Raw genomic sequence first — 25,508 nt, 5'->3', positions numbered from 1 at the left:
CGGAGGGCTTCGGCTCAGGCCGCGCACTCCTGAGACTGCTCGGTGATGATCCAGTCTGACGCGGGTCGTGTCATCACGACGGTGCCGCAGGAACCCGTCGCGAGGTAGGTGACGAAGAGCGTCGCGTCGGTCGCCGTCTCCTGCTGCACGGAGATGTCGACCGACGCGTCCTGCTCGAGGGCTCGATAGAGCTCCGCCGTGACGGCGATCATCTCCTCGCAGCTCGAGACGCGGATCGGACCGCGCTCATTGAGCTCGGCGATCATCCGCGTCGCGAGTTCGGGGGAGAGCGCCGCGCACGAGGCCACGGCATCGGGGATCCGTGAGGTGTCGAGCCATGCGCGGAACGCGGCGGCAGCGCCCGGTCTCGCGGGAGCCGTCGTGGTCGCCGGCGCGGGCGTCCTCGACTCGGCCTTCTGCGCCGTGACACCGCTGGGTGCTGCGGCATGGTGGGGGCTTTCCTCGTTCATGTTCGCCGTGCACGCGCTCAACAGGAGGGCGGCGGCCGCGATTCCGATCAGCGCCGTCACGCGGCCGTTCCGAAATATCACTGCTCAACCCTCGCACGTCGGAGCGGACGGCGCGAGCCGCGGCGGGGATCGTCAGCCCGCGTTCACCTCAGGCCGGACCAGCCCGGGAAGCCGGCTGGCCCACCAGACGAGCGCTCCCGCCACGCCCAGAACGGCCAGCAGGCCCAGTCCGGTCAGGGCGATCGCGCCGGGGCCGCGCTCGGGCAGGAGGAATCCGTAGGGCGCCCATCCGTCCGTGGCCCCGCGCACGAGGACCACCACGAGCCAGAGGACGGGGTAGGGGGTCAGGATCCACAGGCGGGACCACCGCCGCGGCTCCCGGTCGCCGACCAGCAGCCAGTCCAGCGCCAGGAGCGCGGGGAACACGATGTGCAGTGTGAGGCTCACCCAGGGTGGAGCAGATCCGGTTCCCGGAACCAGCCCGTTGTAGATCACGGCGACCAGCAGCATGCACGCGGTCGCCACCGCCCGGGCATCGACCAGCCAGCCCGGCGCGGCCCGTCCGGTCAGGCCGCGAGCTCCCACGAGGATCAGGACGACCGCGGTGAGCAGGCTCGTCAGGTTCGTGAAGAAGCCGAAGTAGTCGAAGGGATTGAAGCCGCTGACCGCTCCACCCAGGAAGAACGTGAGGAACAGGACCTCGATCACCGCGGCGCCCCCGATGAGGCGTACCACCCCGACGACCTGCGCGTGGACCGGCGGCGCGGGCATCTTCGTCATGATGCGACGATACCCGGCTCGCCGGATGGGCCCGGGTTCGGGTACCGACGCAGCGCGGAAGCGGGCGTGCGGGGGCGCGCGATGGTGCGGGGAAGCGGGGAAGCGGGGAAGCGGGGAGCGGGGAGGCGCGTGGATGCGGGGAGGAGCGTAATGCCCCTCCCCGCATGTCCTCCAGTCGGTCCAGGCCGTCCTTCGGTTCGTCCGCAATGGGGTGGCGGCGAGCACGAAGTCCGGGTGGGGACTCGATGAGCGTGAGACCTGGGACGACGGCTGCGTTACCCCCGAAGCCGCCTGGAAGTCTGGCGTGAAGCCCTTCGCTCATCGACCCGCTCAGGATGTCAAGGCGCTGCGCCCGCCGGAATGGCCAAAGGTCTAGAGATCGCCTTACTTCTGGCCAAGACTTGCCGTCGCGCGGAGCGCCGTCCCAGCCCGTCGGCCCCCACGCCGGTTCTCAGACGAGCGGGAACTGCACCTCGAGGATCCAGGCGTGGCGTTCGGAACGGACGGTGAGCTCGCCCCCGAGCTGCTGCGCCCGGGCCGTCATCCGCATGATGCCGTACCCGCCGGACGGGAGCGCTTCTCGCGCGCCCTTCGTCGCCAGGGGGCTCCGCACGGACATCCGCACCGTGCCGGACGAGACTCGCACGGCGATCTCGACGGCCCCGCGGCCGCCGTGCTTGAGCACGTTGGTGATCGACTCGCGGGCGATGCGTGCGAGGGCCGCGTCGATGACGCGGGGGACGCGGGGGTCCGTAGGGTCCCCGTCCAGGATGAGCGCGGACCCTACGCCGTGCAACTCCGACCTCGCGTTCTCAAGCGCGTCGGCCAGGCTCTCGCGAGGCGGGTCGGCGAGGACCGCAGGACCTTTCGCCTGCTCGACCACCCGGCGCAGATCGCCGAGCGCCTTGTTCGCAGCGTCGCGGATCGTCTGCTGGGACTGTTCGCGGAGCTCTTCGTCGATGGGCTGTTCCAGGACCCGCGTGTACATCGCGATGACGGTGAGATCGTGGGCGATGACGTCGTGCAGTTCGTCCGCGATCCTCTGGCGCTCGGCGAAGGCCGCTTCCTGCTCGGCCTGTTCCTGCGCCCGGAGACTCTCCTGGAGTCGTTGCTCGCGGGCGGATCCCACGGTGAGGAGATACCCGACCGCTCCGGAGACCGTGGCGACCACGAGGGCTGCGGCGACGTTGGTCAGCGTGAGCCCTGGTACCGCGAAGGTCGCCGCCGCCGCGGCGGAAAGCAGGAAGCCGCCGACGAAGGTCACCAGCAGCGGCCTGGTCCCGGTTCGGACCACACAGCCCATGGCGACGGCGAGCGCGACGATCGTCGCACCCTCGTTGGCGACGGCGAAGGAGACGCACATCGCCGACAGCAGCATGATGACGGCCAGGAGCGGTGACCACACGAAGAGGGCGAACACCGCCGTGAGAGCGAGCTGGAAGACGGAGGAGACGAGATCGTCCGCGGGGGAGACGATCACGAGGACGACGCTGATGGCGACCCCCGCAGACGTCAGCGCGAGCAGCGTCAGGCGTTCGGCCTTCACCAGCGGCGACGATGCCCACGTGCGGAGCAATCTCCTCATCCGGTTGACCGGAGGCGACGGCTCGGAAGACATGGCCCTCATTATCGTGGGTCGCCCTCTCCGGGCCGTGAAGGCCGCAGGTGAGGCGCTGCCCCACCTCGCCTGCGACGACACCACTAGCTGCAGATGCCGAACGTCTTGCAGAGCCAGTCCCAGATTCCGGAATAGGTCGCAACGATGAACATGGCGCACTTCCTTCGCAGATAGAGCCGGGCGTCGGGTCGCTCGGTCGGGTGTCTGCATGCTGGATCCGTGCGGGAGCGCGCACATTGGACCATCGGCCAGCGCTGCCAGGACTTCTGTCCAGTCCTTTTCTGACCTTCAGCGAGTGCGCGCGCGCGTAGTCTCGGAGGATGACCTCGACGACCGCGTTGATCGCCGATGACGACCCGCTGGTGCGGCGCGCGCTCGCGGTGTTCCTGACCACCGCGGGCATCGACGTCGTGGAGGAATCCCCGGACGGCGCTCACGCGATCGCGGCCGCGCGCCGCCTCCGTCCCGACGTCGCTCTGGTCGACGTGCAGATGCCCGGCGTCGACGGCATCGCGGCCACCGCAGGGATCATCGAGCACTCGCCGGACACGAAGGTGCTGGCGATCACGACGTTCGGGTCGATCGAGTCGATCATGCCCATGCTTCGGGCGGGAGCCGCCGGTTACCTGCTCAAGGACACCGATCCCGAGGACATCGTCGCGGCCGTGCACGGGGTGCTCGCAGGCAACGGCGTCCTGTCCCCGCGGGTCACGACCCGGCTCATCGCCTCGATCCGCGAAGCCGCAACGCCGGCGATCGAGCCGCTCGAGGAGTTCGAGGCGCTCTCAGACCGGGAGATCGAGGTGGTCCGCCTTCTCGCTGCAGGCCTCTCCAACGCCGAGATCGCCCTGGAGATGCACGTCTCAGAGGGGACCGTCAAGGCACACCTCGGCAACATCATCGCGAAGTGGGGCGTCCGCGATCGTGTCCAGGTGCTGATCCGCGCCGCCCGATCGGGGCTCGTCTCGTTCACCTGAGCGCTCGGCCATCCGCCGCGCCGAGTTAGACCTTCGTCCAGCGATGTCTGCACCTTCGTCCTATCACCCAGAACCGCACGTTCGCGACGATGGATGCAGGCGCGTTCCCCTTCGCGCCATGTCTGCACGCCTCGACGGGCCGGTTCTTGGATCCGGTTCCGCGGCGGGTGTGACGCCATGAGGAGATGACAGATGCCCGACTCTCGCCATCAACTGAAGACCGCGACGTTCGCCGCGATCGGTCTCACGGCCGTGCTCGTCCTCGCGGGGACGGCCATGACCGCATATGCGCTCATCGGCATGGAGCGCGGCTCCACTCTCTTCACCGCGACCCTTCTGTGGGCGCAGGTGTTCCTCATGGCCGGCGTCGTCATCGGCGTGGGCGCCGTCTTCCTGAAACTGATGTGGCCGGCGGCGAGTCCCGCGGCATGATGACCGCTCTGAGAAGGCTCCGGTTGATCGGCGGGCTGATCGCCGCTGCGGGCTTCGGGATCATCGGGGCGAGCCGTCTTACGGCGCTGCTCACGCGCGTGCCGGGCAACGGCTTCCTGGGCGCCGCGGAGCCGGCGGTGTTCATCGTCGCGTGCACGCTGCTCGTGGCCGCGGTGGTCTCGATCCCCTACCTCCGCGAGACGACGCACCCCGATGTGGCCCCGGGACCCGCGACGAAGGAGAGCCCCGTGGCTCGGATCAGCGAGGACAGCCGGCGATGAAGCGGTCCGGAGCGCCTGAGGCCGGGGGACCGCGCGTCCGCATCCGCGCACAGCACACGCGATAGGTTTGAGGCATGTCGAGTCCCGAGTCAAACAGGTCAGGGGTTGACGGTCCCACCGCCAGCCCCCTGAGCCACTGATCACGACGCCCACGATCTGCGTGGGCGGATGTCCGGGCATGTCCGGGGCGCCGGCCGTGGTGACAAGAAAGAACCCCTTCTTGATCACTCACCTCGGAATACTCGATGCCTTTTGCTCTCTATCTGCTTGCCCTGGCGGTCTTCGTCATGGGAACTTCGGAATTCATGCTTGCGGGACTGCTTCCCGCGATCGCAACCGAACTCGACGTCTCGGTCGGCACCGCGGGCCTGCTGAACTCTGCATTCGCGGTGGGCATGGCCGTGGGCGCGCCCGTCATGGCGGCCTTCGCTCGCCGCTGGCCGCCACGGCTCACGTTGGTCAGCTGCCTTCTCGTGTTCGCCGGAAGCCACGTCATCGGTGCGTTGACACCCGTGTTCTCGCTTCTCCTCATCACCCGGGTGCTCAGCGCTCTCGGGAACGCGGGCTTCCTCGCCGTCGCGCTGAGCACCGCGACCACGCTCGTGCCGGGGGACCAGAAGGGACGCGCCCTGTCGATCCTGCTGTCCGGCACGACGATCGCGACCGTCGCCGGCGTCCCTGCAGGGGCGCTGCTCGGCACCGTGCTCGGCTGGCGAGCGACGTTCTGGTCGATCGTCGTCCTGTGCATCCCGGCGGTCTTCGGGGTCATCCGAGGCATCGCGAGCAAGTCCACAACCCCCGGAGCCGCGCCTCAGCTCCGGGCCGAGCTCGAACAATTGGCGAATCCGCGGCTCGTCCTGGCCATGACGTTGGGCGCGCTGATCAATGCCGGGACCTTCGCGGCCTTCACCTTCTTCGCTCCCGTCGTGACAGAGACGGCCGGGCTGGCCGAAGGGTGGGTTTCCGTCGCGTTGGTGATGTTCGGCATCGGATCCTTCTTCGGCGTCACGATCGCGGGGCGACTGTCGGATCGACGACCCGGTCTCGTGCTCGCCGTCGGCGGGCCGCTGCTGCTCACCGGCTGGATCTCCCTGGCAGCGGTCGCATCGCATCCCGTCATGCTTTTCGTGCTGCTCCTCATCCAGGGGCTCTTGTCGTTCGGCGTCGGCAGCACCGTGATCACGCGTGTGCTGTACGCGGCGTCGGGGGCGCCGACCATGGGCGGATCGTATGCGACCGCGGCGCTGAACGCCGGCGCCGCCGCAGGGCCGGTGCTCGGTGCGTTCGGGCTCACGACGGGCCTCGGGTCGTCCGCGCCGGTATGGATCGCCGCGGCGCTGACCGCGGTCGCTCTCGTGATCATGTGCCTCACCGGGCGGGCGTTCATGAAGCCCAAGGAGGCGATGGGCTGACCCGTCCGATGGGGGAGGGCGTTTCGTCTCGCTGCGCTCGCTCAACGACCGGGAGCTTCGCTCGTTCGACGACCGGGAGTTGCGCTCGCTCAACGACTGGAGTCGGAGCAGGGGAGCGGCGGAGGAACACCTAACCAGGGAAAAGGCGAAACCCCCGCGATGTAGAAGCTACGCGAGGGTTTCTGGGATGATTGTAACGATCACCCGTGTGGCTCCGACCGGCATCGATCCGGTGACCTTTCGACTTTCAGTTGGATGCGGCGGGGTAGTGGGTACTCGTTAATCGCCGTCCTCCGCGTGATTCCGCCGAAGTCGTCATGGATAGTCGCGGCTGATTTGGGGTGGTTTCAGCGGCGGTACCGGCACGGAACCGGCACGATTTGTCTAAGCGCAGAGGTCGATGAGTCGTGCGCTGACCTCGCTTCGCAGTTCATCGGAGAGTTTGAAACCAGCGGACAGGTTCAACAGTCGCGGGCGATCCATGATCCACCCTGCGCGTTGGGAGTAGCGAATCCACTGAGGTTGTGGAACTGAGATTACGCTGGGCACGCAGAACACTCGAACGGGGTGAACAGCCCACTTTACATGGGATGCAATCACGTCAAGATTTATGTCCGACAGCTTTTCGTCCCAGTTCTTTCCTGTGGCGCACTGCACAAGGAAGTGTAAATATCCACCTCTGTTATCAACGGACGGAAGCCATGCGACGACGTCCATGCCAAGGTCTTTGTCCTTGGGCAGCGGTTCGTTGAACACTTCGAGGTTGGTGAGGCTTGACGCTTTCGCGTAGTCCTTGATCCGCTTGCGAAAAGACTTGGGCATTCCCTCGCGTGCAGGATGTCCGACCCGCACTACGCTGCCGCCTAGGCGGAGGGAGAAAAGGTGGCGGACGAGTTCCTCGAATAGCGCTCGGTCTTCAGGGTCGATCTCGCCGAGCGCCAAGAGGCACAAGTAGGTGTGAAGCGTGACCGCGTCGTCGTCGGCGTCCTCCTTTGGGACCAGGCGTGTTTCAGTGATCGAGAGCGGCCAGCCGTCGCCGTATAGGATCTGTCGATCTCGAAGCTCTTGCCATGCCTGCTGCTCGAGGAGATCAGGATTTCCGATGTCTTCGCGTGATATTACCGACTTAAGGTCACCACGCTTCAGGTCTCGGCCTTGTAGTAGCGCGACACATTCGCACCAGTCGGCGACCTCCGAAGCGCTTGGCGCGGTTCCCACGGGGAAAGGCGGGCTGATGTTCACTCGGCATCTACCACCGCGCTGAGGCCCTCGACGACTTGAGTAAGACGGGCGACGCCCGCAACAACGTCACCGTCGGAACGATAGATGCTGATCAGACTTGCGACGTCACGGAGGGCGCGTTCCGCGCTTTGAATACGCTTGAGCAGGTATGCTTTCTCGCCGTCGCTGAACTCGTAGGCAGCTTCGAGATCGCCAGTCTTCCGAAGATAGGAGGTCGCGGTTTCGCTGGACAACACCGGCGCAAGCCGATTCGTAATCGCGCGCGAATCGGAGATCACCGGTGGTTTTTCATCAGATCCGAACACCCAAGTGACGACTTCTTCGAGCTGATCTAGATGATCGTCAGGGACTAGAGCGTCAACTCGTTCGACGGGGAGTCGCCGCGGGATGTTGAGGAAAGCCTTGATCGAACGTTGTCCGAGCGTGACTTCGAGTAGCGAAAAGCGTTCACGGATTGGGCGTTCTGGGAGATCGAGGTCCTTCTTGACTTGCTCGAAAACCACGTAGTCCTGATAGAGCTTTTTGACTGTTTGGCCAGTGTCGCCGACGAGGTCCTCAATCTCGTTGAGATCCTTTCCATCGTCGATCAACTGGGCAATAAACCTTGCGCGCTGGAAGGGTGCCCATTTTTTGGGTCCGGTGATGTGCCGAAAGCCAAGAAAGGGGAATACGTCTTCGCGCTTCTCATACTTAACGCATGGAACGAGCTCGAGCGACGAGCGCTGGGCAGGGGTAAGCTCCGGCCAGTCCTTGATGCCGAGATCAGCTCGTGAGGTCGAAGAAAGCAGGATCTTGAGCGTCGTCAGGCGTCGATTCCCTTCGACGACGACCCAGCCGGAGTCGCTGGGAACCACGACGAGTGGCTCTTCCGCGAAGTAGCCGTTGTCCGCGAACGATGCGGCGAGTTCGTCTAGCGATTCAGTTTCATACAAGAGGCGCATGAGCTTGTCTTGGGTCGGGGTGCCCGACGTTACAAGCCGGGGGTTGCGCGTGTCGAGCAGCAACTCCGCTACCGGAAGGTACTCGAGAGTTCGTTTGGTCAGCTCACCGAGTGCTTCCGTGATGATCTCGTTGTGGTCGGCCATGGAGACTCCTGGTTCGTAGCGTTCGCCGTCAGACTACTGGCTCGCGCCGCCTGGAGAAGTTGACATCCTCCAGGATTTCTGTTGAGCTCGGAAGCTGAGGGAGGATGGTACATGTGCTGAGCGTCTTGTCCTTGTTCTCTGGTGCTGGCGGCATGGATGTCGGTCTTGAGAGGGCAGGTTTCCACCACGTAGGACTCATCGAGATCGGGCAGCGGCAGCGGCAGACTCTCGAGCTGAACAACGTTGGTCAACTTCTTGGCGACGGAGACGTAAACGGGCTGGCGAAGGTTTTGGAACCGCGAGCACTGGGCTTAGCTCCTGGCGAGCTGGACCTTATGGCGGGCGGCCCTCCGTGTCAGCCCTTCTCCATGGCTGCCCAGTGGGCGGCTAGAGGGCGACAAGGCATGCTCGACCCGAGAGCTGAGACGGTCGTTAGCACCCTGTCGCTAGTCCGCAAGTTCCTGCCTCGAGCGGTGCTGTTCGAGAACGTCAAGGGCTTCGTGCAGGGACCGCGCGCAGCCATCGGCTACCTGAAGAACGAGTTTGCCAACATCAACGCTGAAACGGGTGTCCGCTACCAGCTCTACGTTCAGATGATCAACGCCGCTGACTTCGGTGTACCGCAGAACCGGCAACGCGCAATAGTTGTTGCGATCCGCGACGGAGTGGAGTTCGCTTGGCCTGCTCCCACGCACGCCGAGCGCCCGCTCACCGCCTGGGATGCATTGTGGGATGTCGATATCGAGACGCGCCCTCAGAATCGAGGGAAATGGGCTGAACTCTTGCCGTTGATTCCAGAAGGTAGCAACTACCTGTGGCTTACAAGCAGGGGCCAGGGTCCGGAGCTGTTCGGATATCGAACTAAGTACTGGAACTTCCTTCTCAAACTCGCTCGAGATCGACCATCTTGGACCCTGCCTGCTTCGCCGGGGCCGTCAACTGGACCTTTTCATTGGGAGAACAGGCCGCTGGCTGTGGAGGAGCAACTTCGCCTTCAGTCTTTTCCGGATGGCTGGAGCGTCGCTGGAAACTATCGAGAACAAACCTTGCAAATCGGTAATGCGACGCCGCCCCTGCTAGCTGAGATTCTCGGACAGGCCATCAAGCGATGCCTGACACGAAAGCCGGGGGAGAAACCTTCACTGATTCGTGTGCCCGCCGGTAAGGTACCGGCGCCTCGCGAGACTGAGACGGCCGTGCCTCTGCGGTATGCCGGTTTGGTAGGCGCCAAGGATGCGCATGCTGGCGAGGGCAAGGGGCCAGCGGCGAGGTCGCTCTCGACGGTAAATTCGGAAAGCGATGTGTCGCTGCCTGCTCGTTAGAGGTCAAACAGTGCAGGGCCAGGATCGTGGGACTGAACTGCGGGTCCAGTCGCGCTGCCATCTGTGCGACGCCAAGACAAGTCGTCCAAGGCGAACGAGGCGTCGGCATCAAACAGCACACCAACGCGAAGCGTTAAGTCAGCTGATCCCTGGACCCGTACTTGAGCCGGATACGGAGCTGGCGAGATCCCCCAGGTTGACTCGATTCTTGAGCCTTCGGGAAGAAGCGCTGTGAACTCGACCATCTCGCCGATGTCGTACTGAATGAAGTTCGCTCCGCCGTCTGTGCGGCGTGCGGAGACACGATCCAGCCTTCCGCTCCACTCGACGCCATCGACCTCGAAGCGGTATGGCGCGCGGTCGAAGCCGATCGCCTCGGCATCCGGAGTAAGTTGCTCCTGGAAGTCGGATTCCAGGAAATAGGTGCGAAACACATCATCCCTAGCGTTAAGCAGGGCATCATCTGTCGAAACGCTCTCCCAGGGCAAATGCCCCAAGAGCCAAGGGGCGAGCTCTCGAACGAGTTCGACTGAACCAGCTAGCGAAGTCGTCTCCTCATGGAGTGATTGTGCGAGGCTCTGTCCTCCATCGGTGAATGCACGGTCCGCTGAGACGAGCACCACCTCCTTGCCTGCCTTAGCAAGCTCGAGCACGCTGTGCCAGACCAAAGCGTCACGATAGCCCCCGCCTTTGTGGTCAAAAGGTGGAGTCCTAGTTGTCGCGCGATTGACTAGTTCTTGATGCGAGATCGAAGGCCATCTCAAGATGGTGAAGCCCAAGCGCTCATCCCACGCCTCTGTTACGTACTCGCGGTAGTTCAAGGGCACCGGGCGCGGCAGAGCATCAAGAATTCCGAGCCGCTGGCAGTCGACTGCTGCCTTGTTCAGTCGCGCTAGGGCTTCGTCGCTTTGGCGCTCGTGATTCGCGACCAGTTCCTCAACGACTGGCCCGGGAATCGCGACTCCCTCAATGGTCTTCGAGATCGCGTGCTCAAGAAGCTGGGCGATCGCACCCCGAAACAACCAGTCCCGATGCAGCTCGGTGGAGTCGAGAACCAGTGTCTTCACACTCCGAAAATAGCGCACCCTCTGCGCCGTTGAGGAGCGCCCGGACCGCTGCGGAGCGAGGACCGGCCGCACCGTAGGCGGCGCAGCCGGCCGCTAGGCCGGCCTTGAACGAGTAAAGAAAGTTCTCACAGCTCGGGTGTCGACTGGGGCGACCCGACCCTGCGCGAGAGGTCGAAGCTGAGGTCGCCGAGGCCCTTGGCATCGCGCAGCGAGGCGCGACGCGGGAACGTCCCAGGCACGGCTAACCACGGAAATGAACTTCGGGTCGGACTCGGCGCGCTCGATCTGGGCGTGATGTCGCGTAGATCCTCGAAGCCGAGCGCGCGAATGCCGGCTCGTATCGCGTCGAAGTCCGGAGCGGGTGAGAAGGTGTATGGGACCCGGCACGAGGCAGCTCGCGGACGAAGGTCGGGCTCCGAGTCGGCACCTCCAGATCTAGCAAGTTATAGCGATGTATAGGAGATCGCTATACGGCCCTATAGATCCCTAGATTTGGAGCGGCGAGGACGAGCGACCGGCACAAACTGGCACAAGCCAAGCGAGCGATCCCCTTCGTCTGCCAAACGGGCGCGCTCTATGACCGGTCGCACCAGCACGGCACCGCGAGCCGCATCTTCATCGTTCGCGGCATGGCTCATGCATTCCTCGCGGATCTGTAGGCACACTGTGTGTCTCGTTCACCACAGTTAGAAGAGCGCCACATGGTCACCACTGTCAAGCACACGATCCGTTTCAGCGCGGGGGAGTTTGACCCTGCCGTTTTGACGTATCTCATCGGTACCAAGGTCTTCATCACGGTCGAGGATCAGAGTGCCAACGGGAATAAGGTCGTTCGGCGTTGCGTAACCGGTGTGCTTGCCGGTGCCGAGAGGTCGCAGCAGTTCGAGCACCCCAACGAGCCCAGTAGTTGGCCGCGTATTTACTTCGAGCACGGTTTTCACCTTCTGGTTCGCCTCGACTTCCCGGACTCGGTTGTCACCGTCAGCATCACCTGAACAGGCTCGCTGCGTCGTTCTGATGAGCCGCGTGAATGATCGTCTAGAGGTCTGCGTGACGGGCTTGAGCTCCTGGATATGCTGTCCAGTCACGGACCTTGCCGCGTCGCCTGGGTTTCACGCGGGGGCGCTACCGGCACAAAACCGGCACAAGCCTCGTGGGTGGCGCGTTTCGTCTCGCTGCGCTCGCTCAACGACCGGGAGCTGCGCTCGCTCGACGACTGGAGTCGGAGCAGGGGAGCGGTGGAACCGCGCGTGACCGGGAAAAGGCGAAACCCCCGCGATGTAGAAGCTACGCGAGGGTTCCTGGGGTGATTGTAACGATCACCCGTGTGGCTCCGACCGGCATCGATCCGGTGACCTTTCGATTTTCAGTCGAACGCTCTACCAACTGAGCTACAGAGCCGCACAGACCGGAAGGTGGAAGCTTCTGACCTGCGTCCTAGACGACAGGCCTTTCCGAGGAAAGGCCTGTCGCTTGGAGCGACCCTGACGGGACTTGAACCCGCGACCTCCGCCGTGACAGGGCGGCACGCTAACCAACTGCGCTACAGGGCCAGAACTATGAAATTGTATCGGAAAGAGTGACCCCAACGGGATTCGAACCCGTGCTACCGCCGTGAAAGGGCGGCGTCCTAGGCCGCTAAACGATGGGGCCGGAGGCGAACCTCGGGGGTTCCCTTGCCGACGCTCAAGCATAAGGGGTTCTCGAGGCAAAACACCAATCGAGAGCGCGTCGCTCTGGATCCCGGGCGTGTCCGGGAGCAGAATGAAGGTTGGTCCCGTCCCGTCCCCGAACGCACGACCAGCAGATGACGACCCGAAGAATTCCCGATCCCGAGCGGGATCCGAGGGTTGCGAAAGATGCTGATGTTGTTAGTGTGACATGAGTGAAACCGGCGAAAGGGAGCCGCGTGAACCATCCGAACATCGAAGACGCCCGCCGACCCGGACAGGCGTCGCTCGTTCGGCGTGCCCGCGCGGCGCGCCAGGGACGCCGTCGCAGTGGCGTCGTGCTCAGTATCGCCACCGTGGGTGCGCTGATCCTGGGCCTCTTCCTCGGCGCTCCTGCCGCCTACGCCGACGACTACCCCAGCTGGGACGACGTGCAGGCGGCCAAGGCCAACGAGGACGCCGCCGCGAACCAGGTCAGCGTCATCCAGGGGCTCATCGCTTCGCTGACGCAGAACGTCGCCGACACCAAGGCCGCGGCCGAGGCTGCAGGCAACGAGTACTTCGCCGCGCAGCAGGCGCTCGACGCGCAGGCGCGCCGGCTGGCGGATCTGCAGGGGCAGGCCGACACCCAGAAGAAGGTCGCGGACGACACCGCCAGCAAGGCCGGCCAGATCGCCGCGCAGCTCTCGCGCGACGGCGGCGACACGACGGCCCTGCAGCTCTTCTTCTCGAAGTCGACGGCCAACACCGATGAGCTCCTGCAGCGCCTCGGGCAGATGGACCGTGTGCTCTCGGGCACCCAGGCGATCTACGACAAGGCCCTCGAGGCGAAGAACACGGCGCAGTCGCTGACCGACCAGGCCACTGCGGCCAAGGCCGAGCGCGACCGCCTCGCGAAGATCGCCGAAGAGAAGATGCAGAAGGCCCAGGCCGCGGCCGATGCCGCTGCCAAGGCTCTCGCGGACCAGCAGACGCACCTCGGCCAGCTGCAGGCGCAGCTCGCCGCCTTGCAGGACACCACGGCCAAGACCGTCGCCCAGTACCAGGCCGGAGAGGCGGCTCGCGCCGCCGCGGAAGCCGCGCGTCAGGCGCAGCTCGCCGCCGAGCGTCAGGCCGCTGAAGAAGCCGCACGCCAGAACGGCGGCGGTGGTGGTGGTGGTGGCGGCGGCGGAGGCGGCGACAGCGGAGGCGGCTCGGTCGGAAGCGGCGGCTGGGTCCGCCCGTTCGGCGGCTATCAGTCCTCCGGCTACGGCTACCGCGTGCCCGACTGCGACGTCTGGGGCTGCTCTTCCAGCTTCCACGCGGGCGTCGACCTCGCCGACGGCAGCTGCGGCTCGCCCATCTTCGCCGCGCACTCCGGCACCGTCTCGTACGCCGGCTGGAACGGCGGCTACGGCAACTACATCAGGATCGACAACAGCGATGGCACCGGGCTCGCCACCGGCTACGGCCACATCCTCAACGGCGGCTACAACGTCAGCGGAGGAGACTGGGTCAATGCCGGTCAGGTGATCGCCTACGCGGGCAACACCGGCGGTTCCTTCGGCTGCCACCTGCACTTCGAGGTCTACCAGTGGGGCAGCACCATCAACCCCATCAACTTCATGGAGAACCAGGGCGTCTACATGGGCTGATCCTCGGATCCTCCACATAGAAGACCCCCGGGCCGCTGAGCGGCACCGGGGGTCTTTTCGTCTGCGTCCGAAGGCTCAGTGACCGTCGTTCTTGAAGCGCTCGATGGCCTCGTCGAGGATCCGCTGCGCCTCGGCGGCGTCGCCCCACGCGTCGACCTTGACCCACTTGTTGGGCTCGAGGTCCTTGTAGTGCTCGAAGAAGTGCGTGATCTCCTTCTTCGTGTACTCGGCCAGGTCGCCCAGGTCCTGGATGTGCGACCAGCGCGGATCCTTGCTCAGCACGGCGACGAGCTTGTCGTCCCCGCCGGCCTCGTCGCTCATCTTCAGCACTGCGACAGGGCGCACGTTCACGACGACGCCGGGGAAGATCGCCTGGTCGAGCAGCACCAGCACGTCGAGCGGGTCGCCGTCCTCGCCGAGGGTGTTGTCGAAGTAGCCGTAGTCGGCCGGGTACCCGAAGGTCGTGTAGAGCACGCGGTCGAGGTGCACTCGTCCGGTCTCGTGGTCGACCTCGTACTTCACGCGGCTGCCGCGCGGGATCTCGATGACGGCGTCGTGTGCGCCCATGCGTGTGCTCCTCAGGAAAGACGGTTGGATGCCGCGCACCAGCCTACTTGCGCATGCCGATGAGCGCCTGCCGGCATCAGGGCCGGCGGGGCGGGAGCTCGATCCGGGTAGCGTGAGAGCGTGCCGTCCCTCTCTCCCGCCGTCGCCGAGATGCGCCGTGCCGTGCGCGCCGCGCTGGCCGCTCTGCCCGAACAGCCGACCGCGGTGATCGTGGCGCTCTCCGGGGGCGCCGACTCCCTGGCGCTGGCCGCCGCCACCGCGTTCGAGGCGCGCGCCGCGGGCATCGCCGTGCGGAGCGTGACGGTCGATCACGGGTTGCAGGACGGCTCAGAGCTTGTCGCCGCCGAGGCCGCCGCGAAGGCAGCGGCGCTCGGCATCGAGGCGCTCGTGGAACGGGTCGTCGTCGCCGAGTCGGGCGAGGGGCCCGAGGGCGACGCGCGTGCCGCCCGCTACTCCGCGCTGCGCCGGGTCGCGCAACGAGAGAGCGCGCCGGTGCTGCTCGGGCATACGCTCGACGACCAGGCCGAGACGGTACTGCTGGGGCTGTCCCGCGGATCCGGCGCCGGCAGCCTGCAGGGCATGGCGCCCGTGCGGACCGACGAGGACGGCACGACGTGGATCCGTCCGCTCCTCGCCGTCCGGCGCGAGACGACGCGGGCGGCATGCACGGCGGAGGGGCTCGAGCCCTGGAACGATCCGCACAACGCCGATCCCCGCTACCTGCGCGTGCGTGCCCGTGAGCGCGTGCTGCCAGTGCTCGAGGCTGAGCTCGGGCCTGGCATCGCCGAGGCGCTCGCGCGTACAGCCGAGCAGCTGCGCGAGGACGCGGAGGCGTTCGACGAGATGATCCACGAGACCATCGAGGACATCGTGGAGCACGCGGAAGCGGGGATCTCCGTGAGCGTCGCGGCCCTCGCGGCGAACCCCGCGGCCCTGCGCAACCGCGTGATCCGCCTCGTCGTGCAGAGCGAGTTCGGCGTCGGCCTGACCCGTGCGCAGACCGTCGAGGTCGCGCGCCTGGTGACGGACTGGTCGGGCCAGGGGCCGCTCGATCTGCCGGGCTGCACGGCGGCCCGCGTCGGCGGCCGGATCGTGTTCGCGGCACGCTAGCGCCGGGACGTGGATCCCTGGATCCCTGCCCGCGAGTGCACGGGTTGTTGCTGAGCGCACCGTGTCTTGGTGTGAACGAGCCGTGCGCTGGGTGGGATTCCGCGAGTGCACGGGCTGTTGTCGAGTGCACGGCTTCGCGGCGTGAACAAGTCGTGCGTTCGGCAGGATCCCGTGCACTCGGCGGATCAGCGGATCGCGGGATCAGCGGATCCGCCCCGGGACAGCACGAGACGCGGCTCCCCGAGTGAAGCCGCGTCTCGTGGTCGTGCTACTTCTTGCCGCCGAGGAGGCCGCCCAGCAGGCCGCCGATGTCGATGCCGCCCGCACCGCCGGCCGAGGATCCCTGCTGGCCGCCGCCGAAGAGGCCACCCAGCCCGCCCAGGATGTCGCCGAGTCCGCCCCCGCCCGCCGCCGAGCCCGAGCCCTGCTGCTGACCGCCGCCGAAGAGGCCGCCCAGGATATCGCCGAGCCCGCCGCCGCTGCCGCCGGCCGAGCCCTTCTGGCTGTTCGCGATGAGGCCCATCACGATCGGGGCGAGGATCGGGAGCAGCTTGCCGAAGTCGATGCCGGCCGTCTTCTGTTCGCTCGTCAGGGTCTGCGCGACCTGTTCGGCGTTGTCGCCGAACACGTGCGACACGATCTTCTGGCCGTCGGCCTCGTCGATGTCGTCGATCGATGCCGCGCCGGAGAAACCGCCGTGCTTGGCCAGCGCCGCCTCGATCGCGGAGGACCCCTCCTCGGTCTCGGCGTTCTTGGCGAGGCCGCCGAGCAGCGCAGCACCGCCCTCCTGCACCGCCTGCCGCGCCACGTCCTCGCTGACGCCGAGCTTCTGGGCGATGTCGCCGATCGGCACCTGCGTGAGGATCTCGTCGATGTCCATGGGACTCCTTCCGTCCGCGGCGGGGGCTCGGTTCCCCCAAGCGCCACCCCACCTCTCCGCTCACAGTAGTGCGCGCGGCACTCCAACGGGTGAACGGATCCGGTCACGTAAAATCGATCCATGCGCGCAGCGGACATCCCCGACGACCTGACCGACATCCTCGTCACAGAGGAGGAGATCCGCACCAAGCTCGACGAACTCGCGGCGCGGGTCGCCGAAGACTACGCGGGCAAGGATCTGCTCCTGGTCGGCGTGCTCAAGGGCGCCGTCATGGTCATGGCCGACTTCGCCAGGGCGCTGCCGTTCTCGGTGCCGATGGACTGGATGGCGGTCTCGAGCTACGGCGCGAGCACCAAGTCGAGCGGCGTCGTGCAGATCCGCAAGGACCTCGACACCGACCTGCACGGCAAGCACGTGCTCATCGTCGAGGACGTCATCGACTCCGGCCTGACCCTGAGCTGGCTGCTGGAGAACTTCGCCTCGCGCGGCGCCGAGTCGATCGAGGTGCTCGCGCTGCTACGCAAGCCGGAGGCGGCCAAGGTCGTGATCGACTGCAAGTACGTCGGCTTCGACATCCCGCCGGAGTTCGTGGTCGGCTACGGCCTCGACTACGCCGAGCGCTACCGCAACCTGCGCGACGTCGCGGTGCTGGCGCCGCACGTGTACGCCTGAGGGACGGCGGAGAGGGGCGCGGCGCCCTGAGCGAGCGGAGCGAGACGAAGCGTACGCCGTGGGCGAATCCCCAGGGGGGCGCTAAGGGTCTCGCGCTACGCTGATCGGATCATGGATGTCAAGAAGATCACGCGCAGCTGGCTCACTTATGTGGTGCTGATCGGTCTCTTCCTGGTCGGCGGGTTCCTGCTGATCTCGAACCTCGGATCCTCCTCGCAGGTGTCGACCAAGGACGGGCTGGACCTGCTCAAGGGCGGGACGGTCACCAAGGTGGTCAACACCGATGGCGACCAGCGCGTGGACATGACGCTGTCCAAGCCGTACAAGGGCGCGGACAGCGTGCAGTTCTACTACGTCCAGGCCCGCGCGGCGGAAGTGGTCAAGGCGATCGACGACGCCGCGCCCAAGGACGGCTACAACGACGCCGTGCCGAAGGCGAGCTGGTTCGACGGCTTCCTGTCGATCCTCATCCCCATGGTGCTGCTCGGCCTGCTCTTCTGGTGGCTGCTCTCCAGCGCCCAGGGCGGCAACAGCAAGATCATGCAGTTCGGCAAGTCCCGCGCGAAGCTCGTGAGCAAGGAGAACCCGACGGTCACCTTCGCCGACGTGGCAGGTGCCGACGAGGCCATCGAGGAGCTCCACGAGATCAAGGAGTTCCTGCAGGATCCGGGCAAGTTCCAGGCGATCGGCGCGCGGATCCCCAAGGGCGTCCTGCTATACGGCCCTCCCGGAACCGGAAAGACCCTGCTCGCCCGCGCCGTCGCCGGTGAGGCCGGCGCCCCCTTCTACTCGATCTCCGGATCCGACTTCGTCGAGATGTTCGTCGGCGTCGGCGCCTCCCGCGTGCGCGACCTCTTCACGCAGGCCAAGGAGAACGCCCCCGCGATCATCTTCATCGACGAGATCGACGCCGTCGGCCGTCACCGCGGCGCGGGTCTCGGCGGCGGCAACGACGAGCGCGAGCAGACGCTGAACCAGATGCTCGTCGAGATGGACGGCTTCGACCCGAACGCGAACGTGATCGTGATCGCGGCGACGAACCGCCCCGACATCCTCGACCCCGCGCTCCTGCGCCCCGGCCGCTTCGACCGGCAGATCGGCGTGGACGCGCCCGACCTCAAGGGCCGCCAGCACATCCTCGAGGTGCACGCGAAGGGCAAGCCGCTCGCGAACGGCGTCGACCTCGAGGTCGTCGCCCGCAAGACTCCGGGCTTCACCGGCGCCGACCTGGCGAACGTGCTCAACGAGGCCGCGCTGCTGACGGCGCGCTCGAACGCGCAGCTCATCGACAACCGGGCTCTGGACGAGGCGATCGACCGCGTCATCGCCGGCCCGCAGCGCCGCACCCGCGTGATGAAGGACAAGGAGAAGCTCATCACGGCGTACCACGAGGGCGGACACGCGCTCGCGGCGGCGGCGATGAACTACACCGACCCGGTCACCAAGATCACGATCCTGCCCCGCGGCAAGGCCCTCGGCTACACGATGGTGCTCCCGCTGGACGACAAGTACTCGGTCACCCGCAACGAACTGCAGGACCAGCTCACCTACGCGATGGGCGGCCGCGTGGCCGAGGAGATCGTGTTCCACGACCCGACCACGGGCGCCTCGAACGACATCGAGAAGGCGACGTCGATCGCGCGCAAGATGGTGCTCGAGTACGGCATGACGACCGAGCTCGGACCGGTCAAGCTCGGCACCGAGGGCGGCGAGCCCTTCGCCGGCCGTGACATGGGCCGTGGACGCGAGTACTCCGAGACGATCGCCGAGCGGGTGGACACGCAGGTGCGCGCCCTCATCGAGCAGGCCCACAACGAGGCGTACGAGGTGCTGAGCGCCAACCGCGACATCCTCGACAAGCTCGCCCGCGAGCTGCTCGAGAAGGAGACCCTGGATCACAACCAGATCGCGGAGATCTTCACCGAGATCCGCAAGCTCCCCGAGCGTCCGCAGTGGCTCTCGAGCGAGGACCGCCCGGTATCGCTGCTGCCGCCGATCGAGATGCCGCAGCGCGGCGTCGAGGTCGGCACCGCGGCGACCGAGGCGGCGCAGCCGTCGACGGAGCGCCGGCCGGGCACCGCGGGTGGCGGGAAGCCGCGCCCCGCGACGGCCTGAGCGATGGCCGTCGATCGGGACCGCGTCGCGAGCCTGACCCGTGAGCTGCTCCTCGCGATCGGCGAGGATCCGGAGCGTCCCGGGCTGAAGCAGACCCCGGCGCGGATGGCCGACCTGTACGCCGAGTTCTTCGCCGGCCTCGGCGAGGATCCCGGCGCACCGCTCGCGCACACGATCAGCGTCTCGCACGGTCCCGCGCCCGACACCCTGCCCTCGGGGGCGGTGCTGCTGCGCGGCATCCGGTTCCGCTCGGTCTGCGAGCACCACCTGCTGCCGTTCGCCGGGTATGCGCACATCGCGTATCTGCCGGGCGAGCACGTGGTGGGCCTCGGCGCGCTGGTGAAGGTGGTCGAGATCCTCGCCTCGCGTCCTCAGGTGCAGGAGCGGCTCGGCGAGCAGGTCGCCGACGCGATCGCCTCCCACCTCGACGCGCGGGGCGTGCTCGTGGTGATGGATGCGGTGCACGGCTGCGTGACCATGCGCGGCGGCAGGCAGACCGAGGCGTCGACGCTCACGATCGCCGCACGGGGCGTCTACACGGATCCGGTCGCGCGCGCCGAGCTGATCGCGCTGATCGGGGCGGGTGCGCGATCGGTCGCCGACCCGTTCGCTCCATCCGCCGACGCACCCGGTACCACCGCATGACCGCGATCTGGGGGATCGTCAACGCCACCCCCGACTCGTTCAGCGACGGCGGGCGCTATGCCGACGCCGACCACGCGGTCGCGCACGGCCGGCTGCTGCGCGCGCAGGGCGCCGACGTGCTCGACATCGGCGGGGAATCCACCCGGCCCGGCGCCGAGCGGGTGCCGGTCGCCGAGGAGCAGCGCCGTGTGCTGCCGGTCATCGAGCGCCTCGCCGCCGAGGGGATCCCTGTGAGCGTGGACACCCTGAACGCCGGCACCGCGGTCGCCGCGATCCGCGCGGGCGCGCGGATCGTGAACGACGTCTCGGGCGGTCTCGCGGATCCGGAGATGCTCGCGGCGGTGGCGGAGACGGGCGCCGACATCGCGCTCGGGCACTGGCGCGGGCCGTCCTCGGACATGTACGCGCGCGCCGAGTACGCGCGGGTCGGCCGGGAGGTGGCCGGCGAGCTGCGCGAGCGCGTGGCTGCCGCGGCCGCCGCCGGCATCGCCCCCTCGCGTGTCATCGTCGACCCCGGCGTGGGCTTCGCGAAGACCGCGGGGCAGAACTGGGATCTGCTGCGCGAGCTCGCCGACGTCGTCGCCCTCGGACCGCGCGTGCTCGTGGGGACCTCGCGCAAGCGCTTCCTCGCCGATGCCCTCGGCGCGGAAGCCGATGAGCGGCGCAAGGACCTGGCGACCGCCGTGACGAGTGTGCTCGCGGCGCGCGCCGGGGCGTGGGCCGTACGTGTCCACGACGTCGCCGCGACGCGCGACGCCCTCGCCGTGCTCGGCGCCTGGGACGACTGACCGCCGGACGCCTGGCTCGACGGTGCCGGCCGCCGTCCTGCACCGGGCTTCGCCTTTCGCGGACAGCCGCGATCCGCGTCGGTCCCTCGCCGTAGGCTGGGGGCATGGACTTCCTCGACGCGATCACGCTGACCGGCTTGACGGTGTTCGGGCGGCACGGCGTGTTCGCGCACGAGCGCGAGAACGGCCAGGACTTCATCGTCGACCTGCGCCTGCACCTCTCCGTGCGCCAGGCCGCCGCCAGCGACGACGTCGCCGACACCGTGCACTACGGCGAGCTCGCCGAGCGGGTCGCGGCGGTCGTCGCCGGTGAGCCCGTGAACCTGCTGGAGACGCTCGCCACCCGCATCGCCGACATGGTGCTCGAGGACGAGCGGATCCACGGCGTCGAGGTCACCGTGCACAAGCCGCACGCGCCGATCCCGCTCACCTTCGCCGATGTGTCGGTCACGGTGCAGCGCGTGAGCCACGTGCAGCGCGAATGGAGCGAGGGATGACGCCGACGCACCCGATCCCGCCCGTCCCGCGCGGACGGCGCCTGCCCGCGATCGATCCGCGTCCCGAGGAGGAGCCGGTCGAAGCGGTCGTCGCGCTCGGCTCCAATCTCGGCGACACCACGGCCACGATCGAGGAGGCCGTCCAGGCGATCCGACGCCTACCCCTCGTCGACGACGTGCGCGTCTCGACGATCTTCCGCACGGTCGCGGAGCGGCTGGACGGGCCGGATCCGGAGGCTCCGGAGTTCGCGAACGCCGTCGCGATCGTCACCACGCGCCTCGCCCCGCAGGTACTGCTCGGCATGCTGCACGCGATCGAGGAGGAGCACGGACGCATCCGCGCCGAGCGCTGGGGCGACCGCACCCTCGACCTCGACCTGATCGCGTACGACGACCTGCGCAGCGACGACGAGCACCTGCTGCTGCCGCACCCCCGCGCCGCCGAGCGCGCCTTCGTACTGGCGCCGTGGCTCGACGTCGACCCTGACGCCGTGCTGCCGGGACGCGGCAGGGTCGCCGACCTGCTGGCCGCGCTCGAGGACGGCTCATGAGGCGGATCTCCCCGGTACTGCTGTCCGTGCTGGCCCTCGCCGGGGCGGCGGCGGGCTTCCTGCTGGACCACGCGATGACGACCGCGGGCAGGGCCACGTTCGCGCCGTCCATCCTGCTGTCGATCTTCCTCGTGCTCCTGGCGGTCGCGGTGCTGGCCCTGGCCTGGCCGATCCGGCGCAGCACGCGGTCGGCCGCGCGGCCGCCGGTCAATCCGTTCCGCGCGCTGCGGATCGCGATGCTCGCGCGAGCCTCGAGCCTGGTCGGCGCCGTGATCACCGGCTTCGGGATCGGGCTCATGGCCTATCTGCTCTCCCGCCCGATCACGCCGCCGCTAGGCTCGATCATCGCGACCGCCGTCGCCGCACTCGTGCTCACGATCGCGGCGGTGATCGCGGAGAGCTTCTGCCTGCTGCCCGGAAACGGGCCCCACGACCCCGACGGCCTCAGCGGGCCGCGCCTGGAGGACGACGATGACGACCATTCCCGAACCGCCGCAGATCCCGGGCACTGATCCCGTCACGCCGCCGACCCGCGCCCAGGCGCGCGCGCAGTCCGCGAACGCCGTCCCGCCCGCTCACGCGGCGCCCGCGTCCGCACCGGTGCTCGACGACGGCACCTACCCCGTGCTCCGCACGCCCACGGCGCGCGGAGCACTCGCGCTGGACGGCACGTGGCACCAGATCTCGCCGAAGTACGTGATCGCCGAGGTGCTGCTGCGCATCATCCTCCTCGCCGTGATCGCCGTCGCCGCCTACGCCGCCACCACCCTCCTCGCCCAGCCCTGGCCGTGGGCCTGGACGGTGGCGGGCGCGATCGCGGTCGTCATCCTGTTCGAGCTCGTGATCCTGCCGCGCCAGGCGAGGGCGATCGGCTACATGCTGCGCGCCGACGACATCGTCTTCCGCCGCGGGATCCTGTGGCAGCGCATGATCGCGGTGCCGTACGGCCGCATGCAGCTGGTCGACATCACCCGAGGGCCGGTCGACCGGGCCTTCGGGATCGCCAAGCTCAAGCTCGTGACGGCCGCCGCGACCACCGGCGTCGAGATCCCCGGCATGACCGAGGATGCCGCGGAGTCGCTGCGGGACACCCTCATCGACGTCGCCGAGATGCGCCGGACCGGCCTGTGAGCACGCCAGGGCAGCAGCCCCACGGGGCGCCGGGCGCGGCCTCGCTCGCCGACGGCGAATGGCACCGGATGCACCCGCTCACGCCGCTCATGAAGGGCGGCCTGGTGCTGGTGATCGTGATCGGCTACCTGATCGCCAACCTGCGCGAGAAGATCGTGTACTGGTTGATCTCGCTGTTCACCCCGACGCGCGTGCCGGAGTTCGGGGGAGACCCCGTCGACTGGGTCGTGAACAACAACCTCGTGCTCCTGGTGCTGCTGGGCGTGCTCGCCCTGGCGGTGCTGCTCGTGGGGATGTTCTGGCTGATGTGGCGCTTCCACGACTTCCGCATCACCGAGGCGCACGTCGAGGTCCGCAAGGGCGTGGTCTTCCGCTCGCACCGCAGGGCGCCGCTCGACCGGGTGCAGGGCGTGAACCTCACCCGCCCGTTCCCCGCGCGGCTCATCGGGCTCGCGAAGCTCGAGGTCGACGGGGCGGGCAATGATGCCAACGTGCCTCTCGAGTACCTCTCCACGGCGAAGGCCGAGTCGGTGCGCGCGGACATCCTCCGCCTCGCCTCCGGTGCGCGGCACGCCCGTGAGGCCACGCGCGGCAGCACCGACGCGGCGGCCGCCCGCACGATGCGCGCGCAGCTCGCGGCCTCGATGGACGCCGGCGTCACCGGGCTGATCGCCGGGGTGGACCTGGACGACATCGCGCCGGAGCACGTGCTGCGGATCCCCACGGGGCGCCTCGTGGGCTCGCATGTGCTGTCCGGGCTGACCTGGCTCGCGCTTTTCGCGGTGATCTTCGTGGGCGGCATGATCGGCACGCTCCCCTCGGTGCTGGCCGATGCGGGGCCCGCCGGAGGCGCCCTCGCGATCGGCATCGCCCTCGCGATGGGCATCCCGCTGCTGCTCGCCTCGATCGCGGTGACCTGGAGCAGGATCGCGCGGGCGCTGCGCTACTCGATCGCGCCCACCCCCGACGGGGTGCGGATCACGTTCGGCCTGTTCACGACCGTGACGGAGACCATTCCGCCTGGGCGCATCTTCGCCGTCGAGGTCATGCAGCCGCTGCTCTGGCGGCCGTTCGGCTGGTGGTCGGTGCGGATCAACCGGATGAGCGGCAAGGCCGCCTCCCAGCAGCAGTCCAGCCAGGCGCAGCAGTTCAACATCGTGCTGCCGGTGGGCGCACGCGCGGATGTCGAGCGCGTGCTGGCGCTGATCCTGCCCGATGTGCCCGCGGAGGTGCTGCCGCTGATCTGGGAGCAGGGAGTGCTCGGGCCGGTCGCCGGGGATCCGTACACGACGATCCCGCCGCGCGGCTGGTGGCGGCGTCCGCTGTCCTGGCGCCGGCATGGCGCCGCGCTCACCGACTTCGCGCTGCTTCTGCGCCGCGGCCGCATCTGGCGGCAGCTCGCCGTGTTCCCGCTCGCCCGGCTGCAGGGCTTCTCGCTGCATCAGGGGCCGATCGACCGGGCGCAGGGCGTCGCCAAGGCGCAGGCGCACTCCGCCGTCGGCCCGGTGCGCGGCGAGGTCTCCGGCCTGGACAGCCAGGTACTGCTCGCGATGCTCGACACGCTGTCGGTGTCGGCCGCCCGCGCGGCTGCGGCCGACCGCGCGCACCGCTGGGCCGAGGGGCACGAGCTGGCGGGGACGGGGGCGGCCCCGGCGGCGGACCAGGGGCTGTCCGCGGGGCACGGCCTTCCCGCGGGGCTCGGCGGACTTGCGGGGCAGGGGCCGCTCGCAGGCCAGGGACTGCCCGCGGGCCACGGCCTTCCGGCGGGGCTCGGCGGATCTGCGGAGCGCACCTCATGACGCGCGCAGGGCGACTCGAGGTGGGCATCGTCGGCGCCGGCCACGTGGGCCCCGTGATCGGTGCCGCACTCGGCGGCGCCGGCCACGCTCTCGTCGGCATCACTGCCGGATCCGACCCGGATCGCGCGGCGGCGGTGCTGCCGGGCGTCGCCGTGATGGACGCGCCCGAGCTCGTTCGCGCCTCGCAGCTCGTCGTGATCGCCGTGCCGCACGACCAGCTGCCGGGACTCGTGTCCGGCCTCGCGGAACTCGGGGCGTGGCAGCCGGGCCAGCTCGTGCTGCACACGGATCCCGCCTACGGCGCCGACGTGCTGGAGCCGGCCGTGCGCAGCGGAGCGATCCCCCTCGCCGTGCACCCTGCGATCTCCTTCACCGGAACCACGCTCGACCTGCGCCAGCTGCGGGCCTCGTATGCGGCCGTGACGGCGCCGGCCATGGTGCTGCCGATCGCCCAGGCCCTCGCGGTGGAGCTCGGATGCGAGCCCGTGGTGATCGAGGAGGCAGACCGGACCGCATACGCCGAGGCCATCTCGACGGCCTCGGAGTTCGCGCGCTCGATCGTCGGGCAGGCGACCGGGATCCTGCGGGGGATCGGCGTGGAGAACCCGGGCGGTTTCCTCTCGGCGCTCGTCTCGTCGACCTTCGATCGTGCCCTGCGCGACGCGTCCCCGCCCGATCCGCTCTCCCCTTCCGACATCCTCTGATCGCGCCGCGGTGCGCTCCGGCCGGCGGGGCCCGCCCCGGGCGGGCGCGAAGGCGCGCG

At 68.0% G+C, this 25,508-nt stretch carries 26 protein-coding genes and 3 tRNA genes; 18 read left to right on the top strand and 11 right to left on the bottom strand.

Features of this window, described 5'->3' with window-relative positions:
- Positions 1-14 precede the first annotated feature (14 nt).
- From ACFC1J_RS11025 to ACFC1J_RS11015, 3 genes are all read right to left on the bottom strand, one after another.
- Positions 15-530 carry a hypothetical protein gene (locus tag ACFC1J_RS11025; RefSeq protein ID WP_375905473.1) on the bottom strand — a complete coding sequence of 172 codons (516 nt, stop codon included), beginning with the start codon at positions 528-530 and terminating at the stop codon, positions 15-17.
- 72 nt (positions 531-602) lie between these two features.
- The gene (locus ACFC1J_RS11020) at positions 603-1,250 is read right to left on the bottom strand and encodes a Pr6Pr family membrane protein (protein WP_375905470.1); all 648 of its coding nucleotides are present in this window, start codon (positions 1,248-1,250) and stop codon (positions 603-605) included.
- Positions 1,251-1,701: 451 nt separating this feature from the next.
- Positions 1,702-2,835, bottom strand: a complete 1,134-nt coding sequence (locus tag ACFC1J_RS11015) for a sensor histidine kinase (RefSeq protein WP_375905468.1) — start codon at positions 2,833-2,835, stop codon at positions 1,702-1,704.
- 353 nt (positions 2,836-3,188) lie between these two features.
- On the opposite strand from ACFC1J_RS11015, the gene ACFC1J_RS11010 reads away from it, so the two are divergent.
- The 4 genes from ACFC1J_RS11010 to ACFC1J_RS10995 all read left to right on the top strand — a co-directional run bounded on the left by ACFC1J_RS11010 (position 3,189) and on the right by ACFC1J_RS10995 (position 5,970).
- Complete coding sequence (locus ACFC1J_RS11010) at positions 3,189-3,845, top strand: response regulator (protein ID WP_375905465.1); 657 nt, start codon at positions 3,189-3,191, stop codon at positions 3,843-3,845.
- A gap of 192 nt (positions 3,846-4,037) precedes the next feature.
- Entirely contained in the window at positions 4,038-4,277 is a 240-nt protein-coding gene (locus tag ACFC1J_RS11005; RefSeq protein ID WP_375905462.1) for a hypothetical protein, read from the top strand.
- Positions 4,274-4,558, top strand: coding sequence for a hypothetical protein (locus tag ACFC1J_RS11000; RefSeq protein WP_375905460.1), 285 nt, complete (start codon positions 4,274-4,276; stop codon positions 4,556-4,558). The genes ACFC1J_RS11005 and ACFC1J_RS11000 overlap by 4 nt, the downstream gene beginning before the upstream one ends.
- A gap of 245 nt (positions 4,559-4,803) precedes the next feature.
- The gene (locus tag ACFC1J_RS10995; protein WP_375905457.1) at positions 4,804-5,970 is read left to right on the top strand and encodes a Cmx/CmrA family chloramphenicol efflux MFS transporter; all 1,167 of its coding nucleotides are present in this window, start codon (positions 4,804-4,806) and stop codon (positions 5,968-5,970) included.
- A gap of 384 nt (positions 5,971-6,354) precedes the next feature.
- Here ACFC1J_RS10995 and ACFC1J_RS10990 read toward each other — a convergent pair whose 3' ends face one another.
- Positions 6,355-7,212, bottom strand: coding sequence for a hypothetical protein (locus tag ACFC1J_RS10990; RefSeq protein WP_375905455.1), 858 nt, complete (start codon positions 7,210-7,212; stop codon positions 6,355-6,357).
- On the bottom strand, positions 7,209-8,297 hold the full coding sequence (locus ACFC1J_RS10985) for a ParB N-terminal domain-containing protein (protein ID WP_375905452.1): 1,089 nt from the start codon (positions 8,295-8,297) through the stop codon (positions 7,209-7,211). The genes ACFC1J_RS10990 and ACFC1J_RS10985 overlap by 4 nt, the downstream gene beginning before the upstream one ends.
- A gap of 113 nt (positions 8,298-8,410) precedes the next feature.
- Here ACFC1J_RS10985 and ACFC1J_RS10980 point away from each other — a divergent pair, with 113 nt between their 5' ends.
- Positions 8,411-9,619: a DNA cytosine methyltransferase gene (locus tag ACFC1J_RS10980; protein ID WP_375905449.1), complete on the top strand. Its 1,209-nt coding sequence runs from the start codon at positions 8,411-8,413 to the stop codon at positions 9,617-9,619.
- On the opposite strand, the gene ACFC1J_RS10975 is transcribed toward ACFC1J_RS10980, so the two are convergent.
- Positions 9,616-10,686 carry a PIN domain-containing protein gene (locus ACFC1J_RS10975; protein WP_375905446.1) on the bottom strand — a complete coding sequence of 357 codons (1,071 nt, stop codon included), beginning with the start codon at positions 10,684-10,686 and terminating at the stop codon, positions 9,616-9,618. The two genes, ACFC1J_RS10980 and ACFC1J_RS10975, sit on opposite strands and share 4 nt — an antisense overlap.
- A 701-nt stretch (positions 10,687-11,387) precedes the next feature.
- Between ACFC1J_RS10975 and ACFC1J_RS10970 the strand changes: the two genes are divergently transcribed.
- Positions 11,388-11,681, top strand: a complete 294-nt coding sequence (locus ACFC1J_RS10970; RefSeq protein WP_375905443.1) for a hypothetical protein — start codon at positions 11,388-11,390, stop codon at positions 11,679-11,681.
- A gap of 333 nt (positions 11,682-12,014) precedes the next feature.
- Here the strand turns inward: ACFC1J_RS10970 and ACFC1J_RS10965 are convergent.
- The 3 genes from ACFC1J_RS10965 to ACFC1J_RS10955 all read right to left on the bottom strand — a co-directional run bounded on the left by ACFC1J_RS10965 (position 12,015) and on the right by ACFC1J_RS10955 (position 12,339).
- A tRNA-Phe gene (locus ACFC1J_RS10965) sits at positions 12,015-12,087 on the bottom strand.
- Between the two features lie 78 nt (positions 12,088-12,165).
- A tRNA-Asp gene (locus tag ACFC1J_RS10960) sits at positions 12,166-12,239 on the bottom strand.
- Between the two features lie 27 nt (positions 12,240-12,266).
- Positions 12,267-12,339: transfer RNA gene (locus ACFC1J_RS10955), tRNA-Glu, on the bottom strand.
- Between the two features lie 373 nt (positions 12,340-12,712).
- Between ACFC1J_RS10955 and ACFC1J_RS10950 the strand changes: the two genes are divergently transcribed.
- Positions 12,713-13,990, top strand: a complete 1,278-nt coding sequence (locus ACFC1J_RS10950; protein WP_375905440.1) for a M23 family metallopeptidase — start codon at positions 12,713-12,715, stop codon at positions 13,988-13,990.
- A 75-nt stretch (positions 13,991-14,065) separates the two neighbouring features.
- Here ACFC1J_RS10950 and ppa read toward each other — a convergent pair whose 3' ends face one another.
- Complete coding sequence (gene ppa, locus ACFC1J_RS10945; protein ID WP_375905437.1) at positions 14,066-14,557, bottom strand: inorganic diphosphatase; 492 nt, start codon at positions 14,555-14,557, stop codon at positions 14,066-14,068.
- A gap of 150 nt (positions 14,558-14,707) precedes the next feature.
- On the opposite strand from ppa, the gene tilS reads away from it, so the two are divergent.
- Positions 14,708-15,667, top strand: coding sequence for a tRNA lysidine(34) synthetase TilS (tilS, locus tag ACFC1J_RS10940; protein ID WP_375906200.1), 960 nt, complete (start codon positions 14,708-14,710; stop codon positions 15,665-15,667).
- Between the two features lie 268 nt (positions 15,668-15,935).
- Here tilS and ACFC1J_RS10935 read toward each other — a convergent pair whose 3' ends face one another.
- Positions 15,936-16,547, bottom strand: a complete 612-nt coding sequence (locus ACFC1J_RS10935) for a DUF937 domain-containing protein (RefSeq protein ID WP_375905434.1) — start codon at positions 16,545-16,547, stop codon at positions 15,936-15,938.
- A gap of 120 nt (positions 16,548-16,667) precedes the next feature.
- Between ACFC1J_RS10935 and hpt the strand changes: the two genes are divergently transcribed.
- The 10 genes from hpt (at position 16,668) to ACFC1J_RS10885 (ending at position 25,449) form a co-directional block, all read left to right on the top strand.
- Positions 16,668-17,219 carry a hypoxanthine phosphoribosyltransferase gene (hpt, locus tag ACFC1J_RS10930; RefSeq protein WP_375905431.1) on the top strand — a complete coding sequence of 184 codons (552 nt, stop codon included), beginning with the start codon at positions 16,668-16,670 and terminating at the stop codon, positions 17,217-17,219.
- 111 nt (positions 17,220-17,330) lie between these two features.
- Positions 17,331-19,334 (top strand): ATP-dependent zinc metalloprotease FtsH, encoded by a 2,004-nt coding sequence (ftsH, locus tag ACFC1J_RS10925; protein ID WP_375905428.1) that lies wholly within the window; start codon positions 17,331-17,333, stop codon positions 19,332-19,334.
- 3 nt (positions 19,335-19,337) lie between these two features.
- Positions 19,338-19,979 (top strand): GTP cyclohydrolase I, encoded by a 642-nt coding sequence (folE, locus tag ACFC1J_RS10920; protein WP_375905425.1) that lies wholly within the window; start codon positions 19,338-19,340, stop codon positions 19,977-19,979.
- On the top strand, positions 19,976-20,767 hold the full coding sequence (gene folP, locus ACFC1J_RS10915) for a dihydropteroate synthase (RefSeq protein ID WP_375905422.1): 792 nt from the start codon (positions 19,976-19,978) through the stop codon (positions 20,765-20,767). Before folE ends, folP begins: the two co-directional genes overlap by 4 nt.
- Before the next feature lie 104 nt (positions 20,768-20,871).
- A complete protein-coding gene (folB, locus tag ACFC1J_RS10910) occupies positions 20,872-21,264 on the top strand; it encodes a dihydroneopterin aldolase (RefSeq protein WP_375905419.1) in 393 nt (130 codons plus the stop codon).
- Positions 21,261-21,815 (top strand): 2-amino-4-hydroxy-6-hydroxymethyldihydropteridine diphosphokinase, encoded by a 555-nt coding sequence (gene folK / locus ACFC1J_RS10905; RefSeq protein ID WP_375905416.1) that lies wholly within the window; start codon positions 21,261-21,263, stop codon positions 21,813-21,815. Before folB ends, folK begins: the two co-directional genes overlap by 4 nt.
- Entirely contained in the window at positions 21,812-22,327 is a 516-nt protein-coding gene (locus ACFC1J_RS10900) for a DUF3180 domain-containing protein (RefSeq protein WP_375905414.1), read from the top strand. The genes folK and ACFC1J_RS10900 overlap by 4 nt, the downstream gene beginning before the upstream one ends.
- The gene (locus tag ACFC1J_RS10895; RefSeq protein WP_375906197.1) at positions 22,296-22,946 is read left to right on the top strand and encodes a PH domain-containing protein; all 651 of its coding nucleotides are present in this window, start codon (positions 22,296-22,298) and stop codon (positions 22,944-22,946) included. Before ACFC1J_RS10900 ends, ACFC1J_RS10895 begins: the two co-directional genes overlap by 32 nt.
- Positions 22,943-24,745, top strand: coding sequence for a PH domain-containing protein (locus tag ACFC1J_RS10890; RefSeq protein ID WP_375905411.1), 1,803 nt, complete (start codon positions 22,943-22,945; stop codon positions 24,743-24,745). The genes ACFC1J_RS10895 and ACFC1J_RS10890 overlap by 4 nt, the downstream gene beginning before the upstream one ends.
- Positions 24,742-25,449, top strand: coding sequence for a DUF2520 domain-containing protein (locus ACFC1J_RS10885; RefSeq protein WP_375905408.1), 708 nt, complete (start codon positions 24,742-24,744; stop codon positions 25,447-25,449). The genes ACFC1J_RS10890 and ACFC1J_RS10885 overlap by 4 nt, the downstream gene beginning before the upstream one ends.
- Positions 25,450-25,508: the final 59 nt, after the last annotated feature.

Origin of the sequence: Microbacterium sp. NPDC056052, from assembly GCF_042266785.1 — a bacterium.
Lineage (GTDB): Bacteria > Actinomycetota > Actinomycetes > Actinomycetales > Microbacteriaceae > Microbacterium.
Note: the sequence above shows the minus strand (reverse complement) of the source record. Positions and strands in the feature narration are given on the sequence as shown.

What these genes read in the sequence shown, in the direction of transcription:
- ACFC1J_RS11020 (WP_375905470.1), bottom strand. Translation starts at nt 1,250, where the DNA reads ATGACGAAGATGCCCGCGCCGCCGGTCCACGCGCAGGTCGTCGGGGTG.
- ACFC1J_RS11015 (WP_375905468.1), bottom strand. Translation starts at nt 2,835, where the DNA reads ATGAGGAGATTGCTCCGCACGTGGGCATCGTCGCCGCTGGTGAAGGCC.
- ACFC1J_RS11010 (WP_375905465.1), top strand. Translation starts at nt 3,189, where the DNA reads ATGACCTCGACGACCGCGTTGATCGCCGATGACGACCCGCTGGTGCGG.
- ACFC1J_RS11005 (WP_375905462.1), top strand. Translation starts at nt 4,038, where the DNA reads ATGCCCGACTCTCGCCATCAACTGAAGACCGCGACGTTCGCCGCGATC.
- ACFC1J_RS11000 (WP_375905460.1), top strand. Translation starts at nt 4,274, where the DNA reads ATGATGACCGCTCTGAGAAGGCTCCGGTTGATCGGCGGGCTGATCGCC.
- ACFC1J_RS10995 (WP_375905457.1), top strand. Translation starts at nt 4,804, where the DNA reads ATGCCTTTTGCTCTCTATCTGCTTGCCCTGGCGGTCTTCGTCATGGGA.
- ACFC1J_RS10985 (WP_375905452.1), bottom strand. Translation starts at nt 8,297, where the DNA reads ATGGCCGACCACAACGAGATCATCACGGAAGCACTCGGTGAGCTGACC.
- ACFC1J_RS10970 (WP_375905443.1), top strand. Translation starts at nt 11,388, where the DNA reads ATGGTCACCACTGTCAAGCACACGATCCGTTTCAGCGCGGGGGAGTTT.
- ppa (WP_375905437.1), bottom strand. Translation starts at nt 14,557, where the DNA reads ATGGGCGCACACGACGCCGTCATCGAGATCCCGCGCGGCAGCCGCGTG.
- tilS (WP_375906200.1), top strand. Translation starts at nt 14,708, where the DNA reads ATGCGCCGTGCCGTGCGCGCCGCGCTGGCCGCTCTGCCCGAACAGCCG.
- ACFC1J_RS10935 (WP_375905434.1), bottom strand. Translation starts at nt 16,547, where the DNA reads ATGGACATCGACGAGATCCTCACGCAGGTGCCGATCGGCGACATCGCC.
- hpt (WP_375905431.1), top strand. Translation starts at nt 16,668, where the DNA reads ATGCGCGCAGCGGACATCCCCGACGACCTGACCGACATCCTCGTCACA.
- ftsH (WP_375905428.1), top strand. Translation starts at nt 17,331, where the DNA reads ATGGATGTCAAGAAGATCACGCGCAGCTGGCTCACTTATGTGGTGCTG.
- folE (WP_375905425.1), top strand. Translation starts at nt 19,338, where the DNA reads ATGGCCGTCGATCGGGACCGCGTCGCGAGCCTGACCCGTGAGCTGCTC.
- folP (WP_375905422.1), top strand. Translation starts at nt 19,976, where the DNA reads ATGACCGCGATCTGGGGGATCGTCAACGCCACCCCCGACTCGTTCAGC.
- folB (WP_375905419.1), top strand. Translation starts at nt 20,872, where the DNA reads ATGGACTTCCTCGACGCGATCACGCTGACCGGCTTGACGGTGTTCGGG.
- folK (WP_375905416.1), top strand. Translation starts at nt 21,261, where the DNA reads ATGACGCCGACGCACCCGATCCCGCCCGTCCCGCGCGGACGGCGCCTG.
- ACFC1J_RS10900 (WP_375905414.1), top strand. Translation starts at nt 21,812, where the DNA reads ATGAGGCGGATCTCCCCGGTACTGCTGTCCGTGCTGGCCCTCGCCGGG.
- ACFC1J_RS10885 (WP_375905408.1), top strand. Translation starts at nt 24,742, where the DNA reads ATGACGCGCGCAGGGCGACTCGAGGTGGGCATCGTCGGCGCCGGCCAC.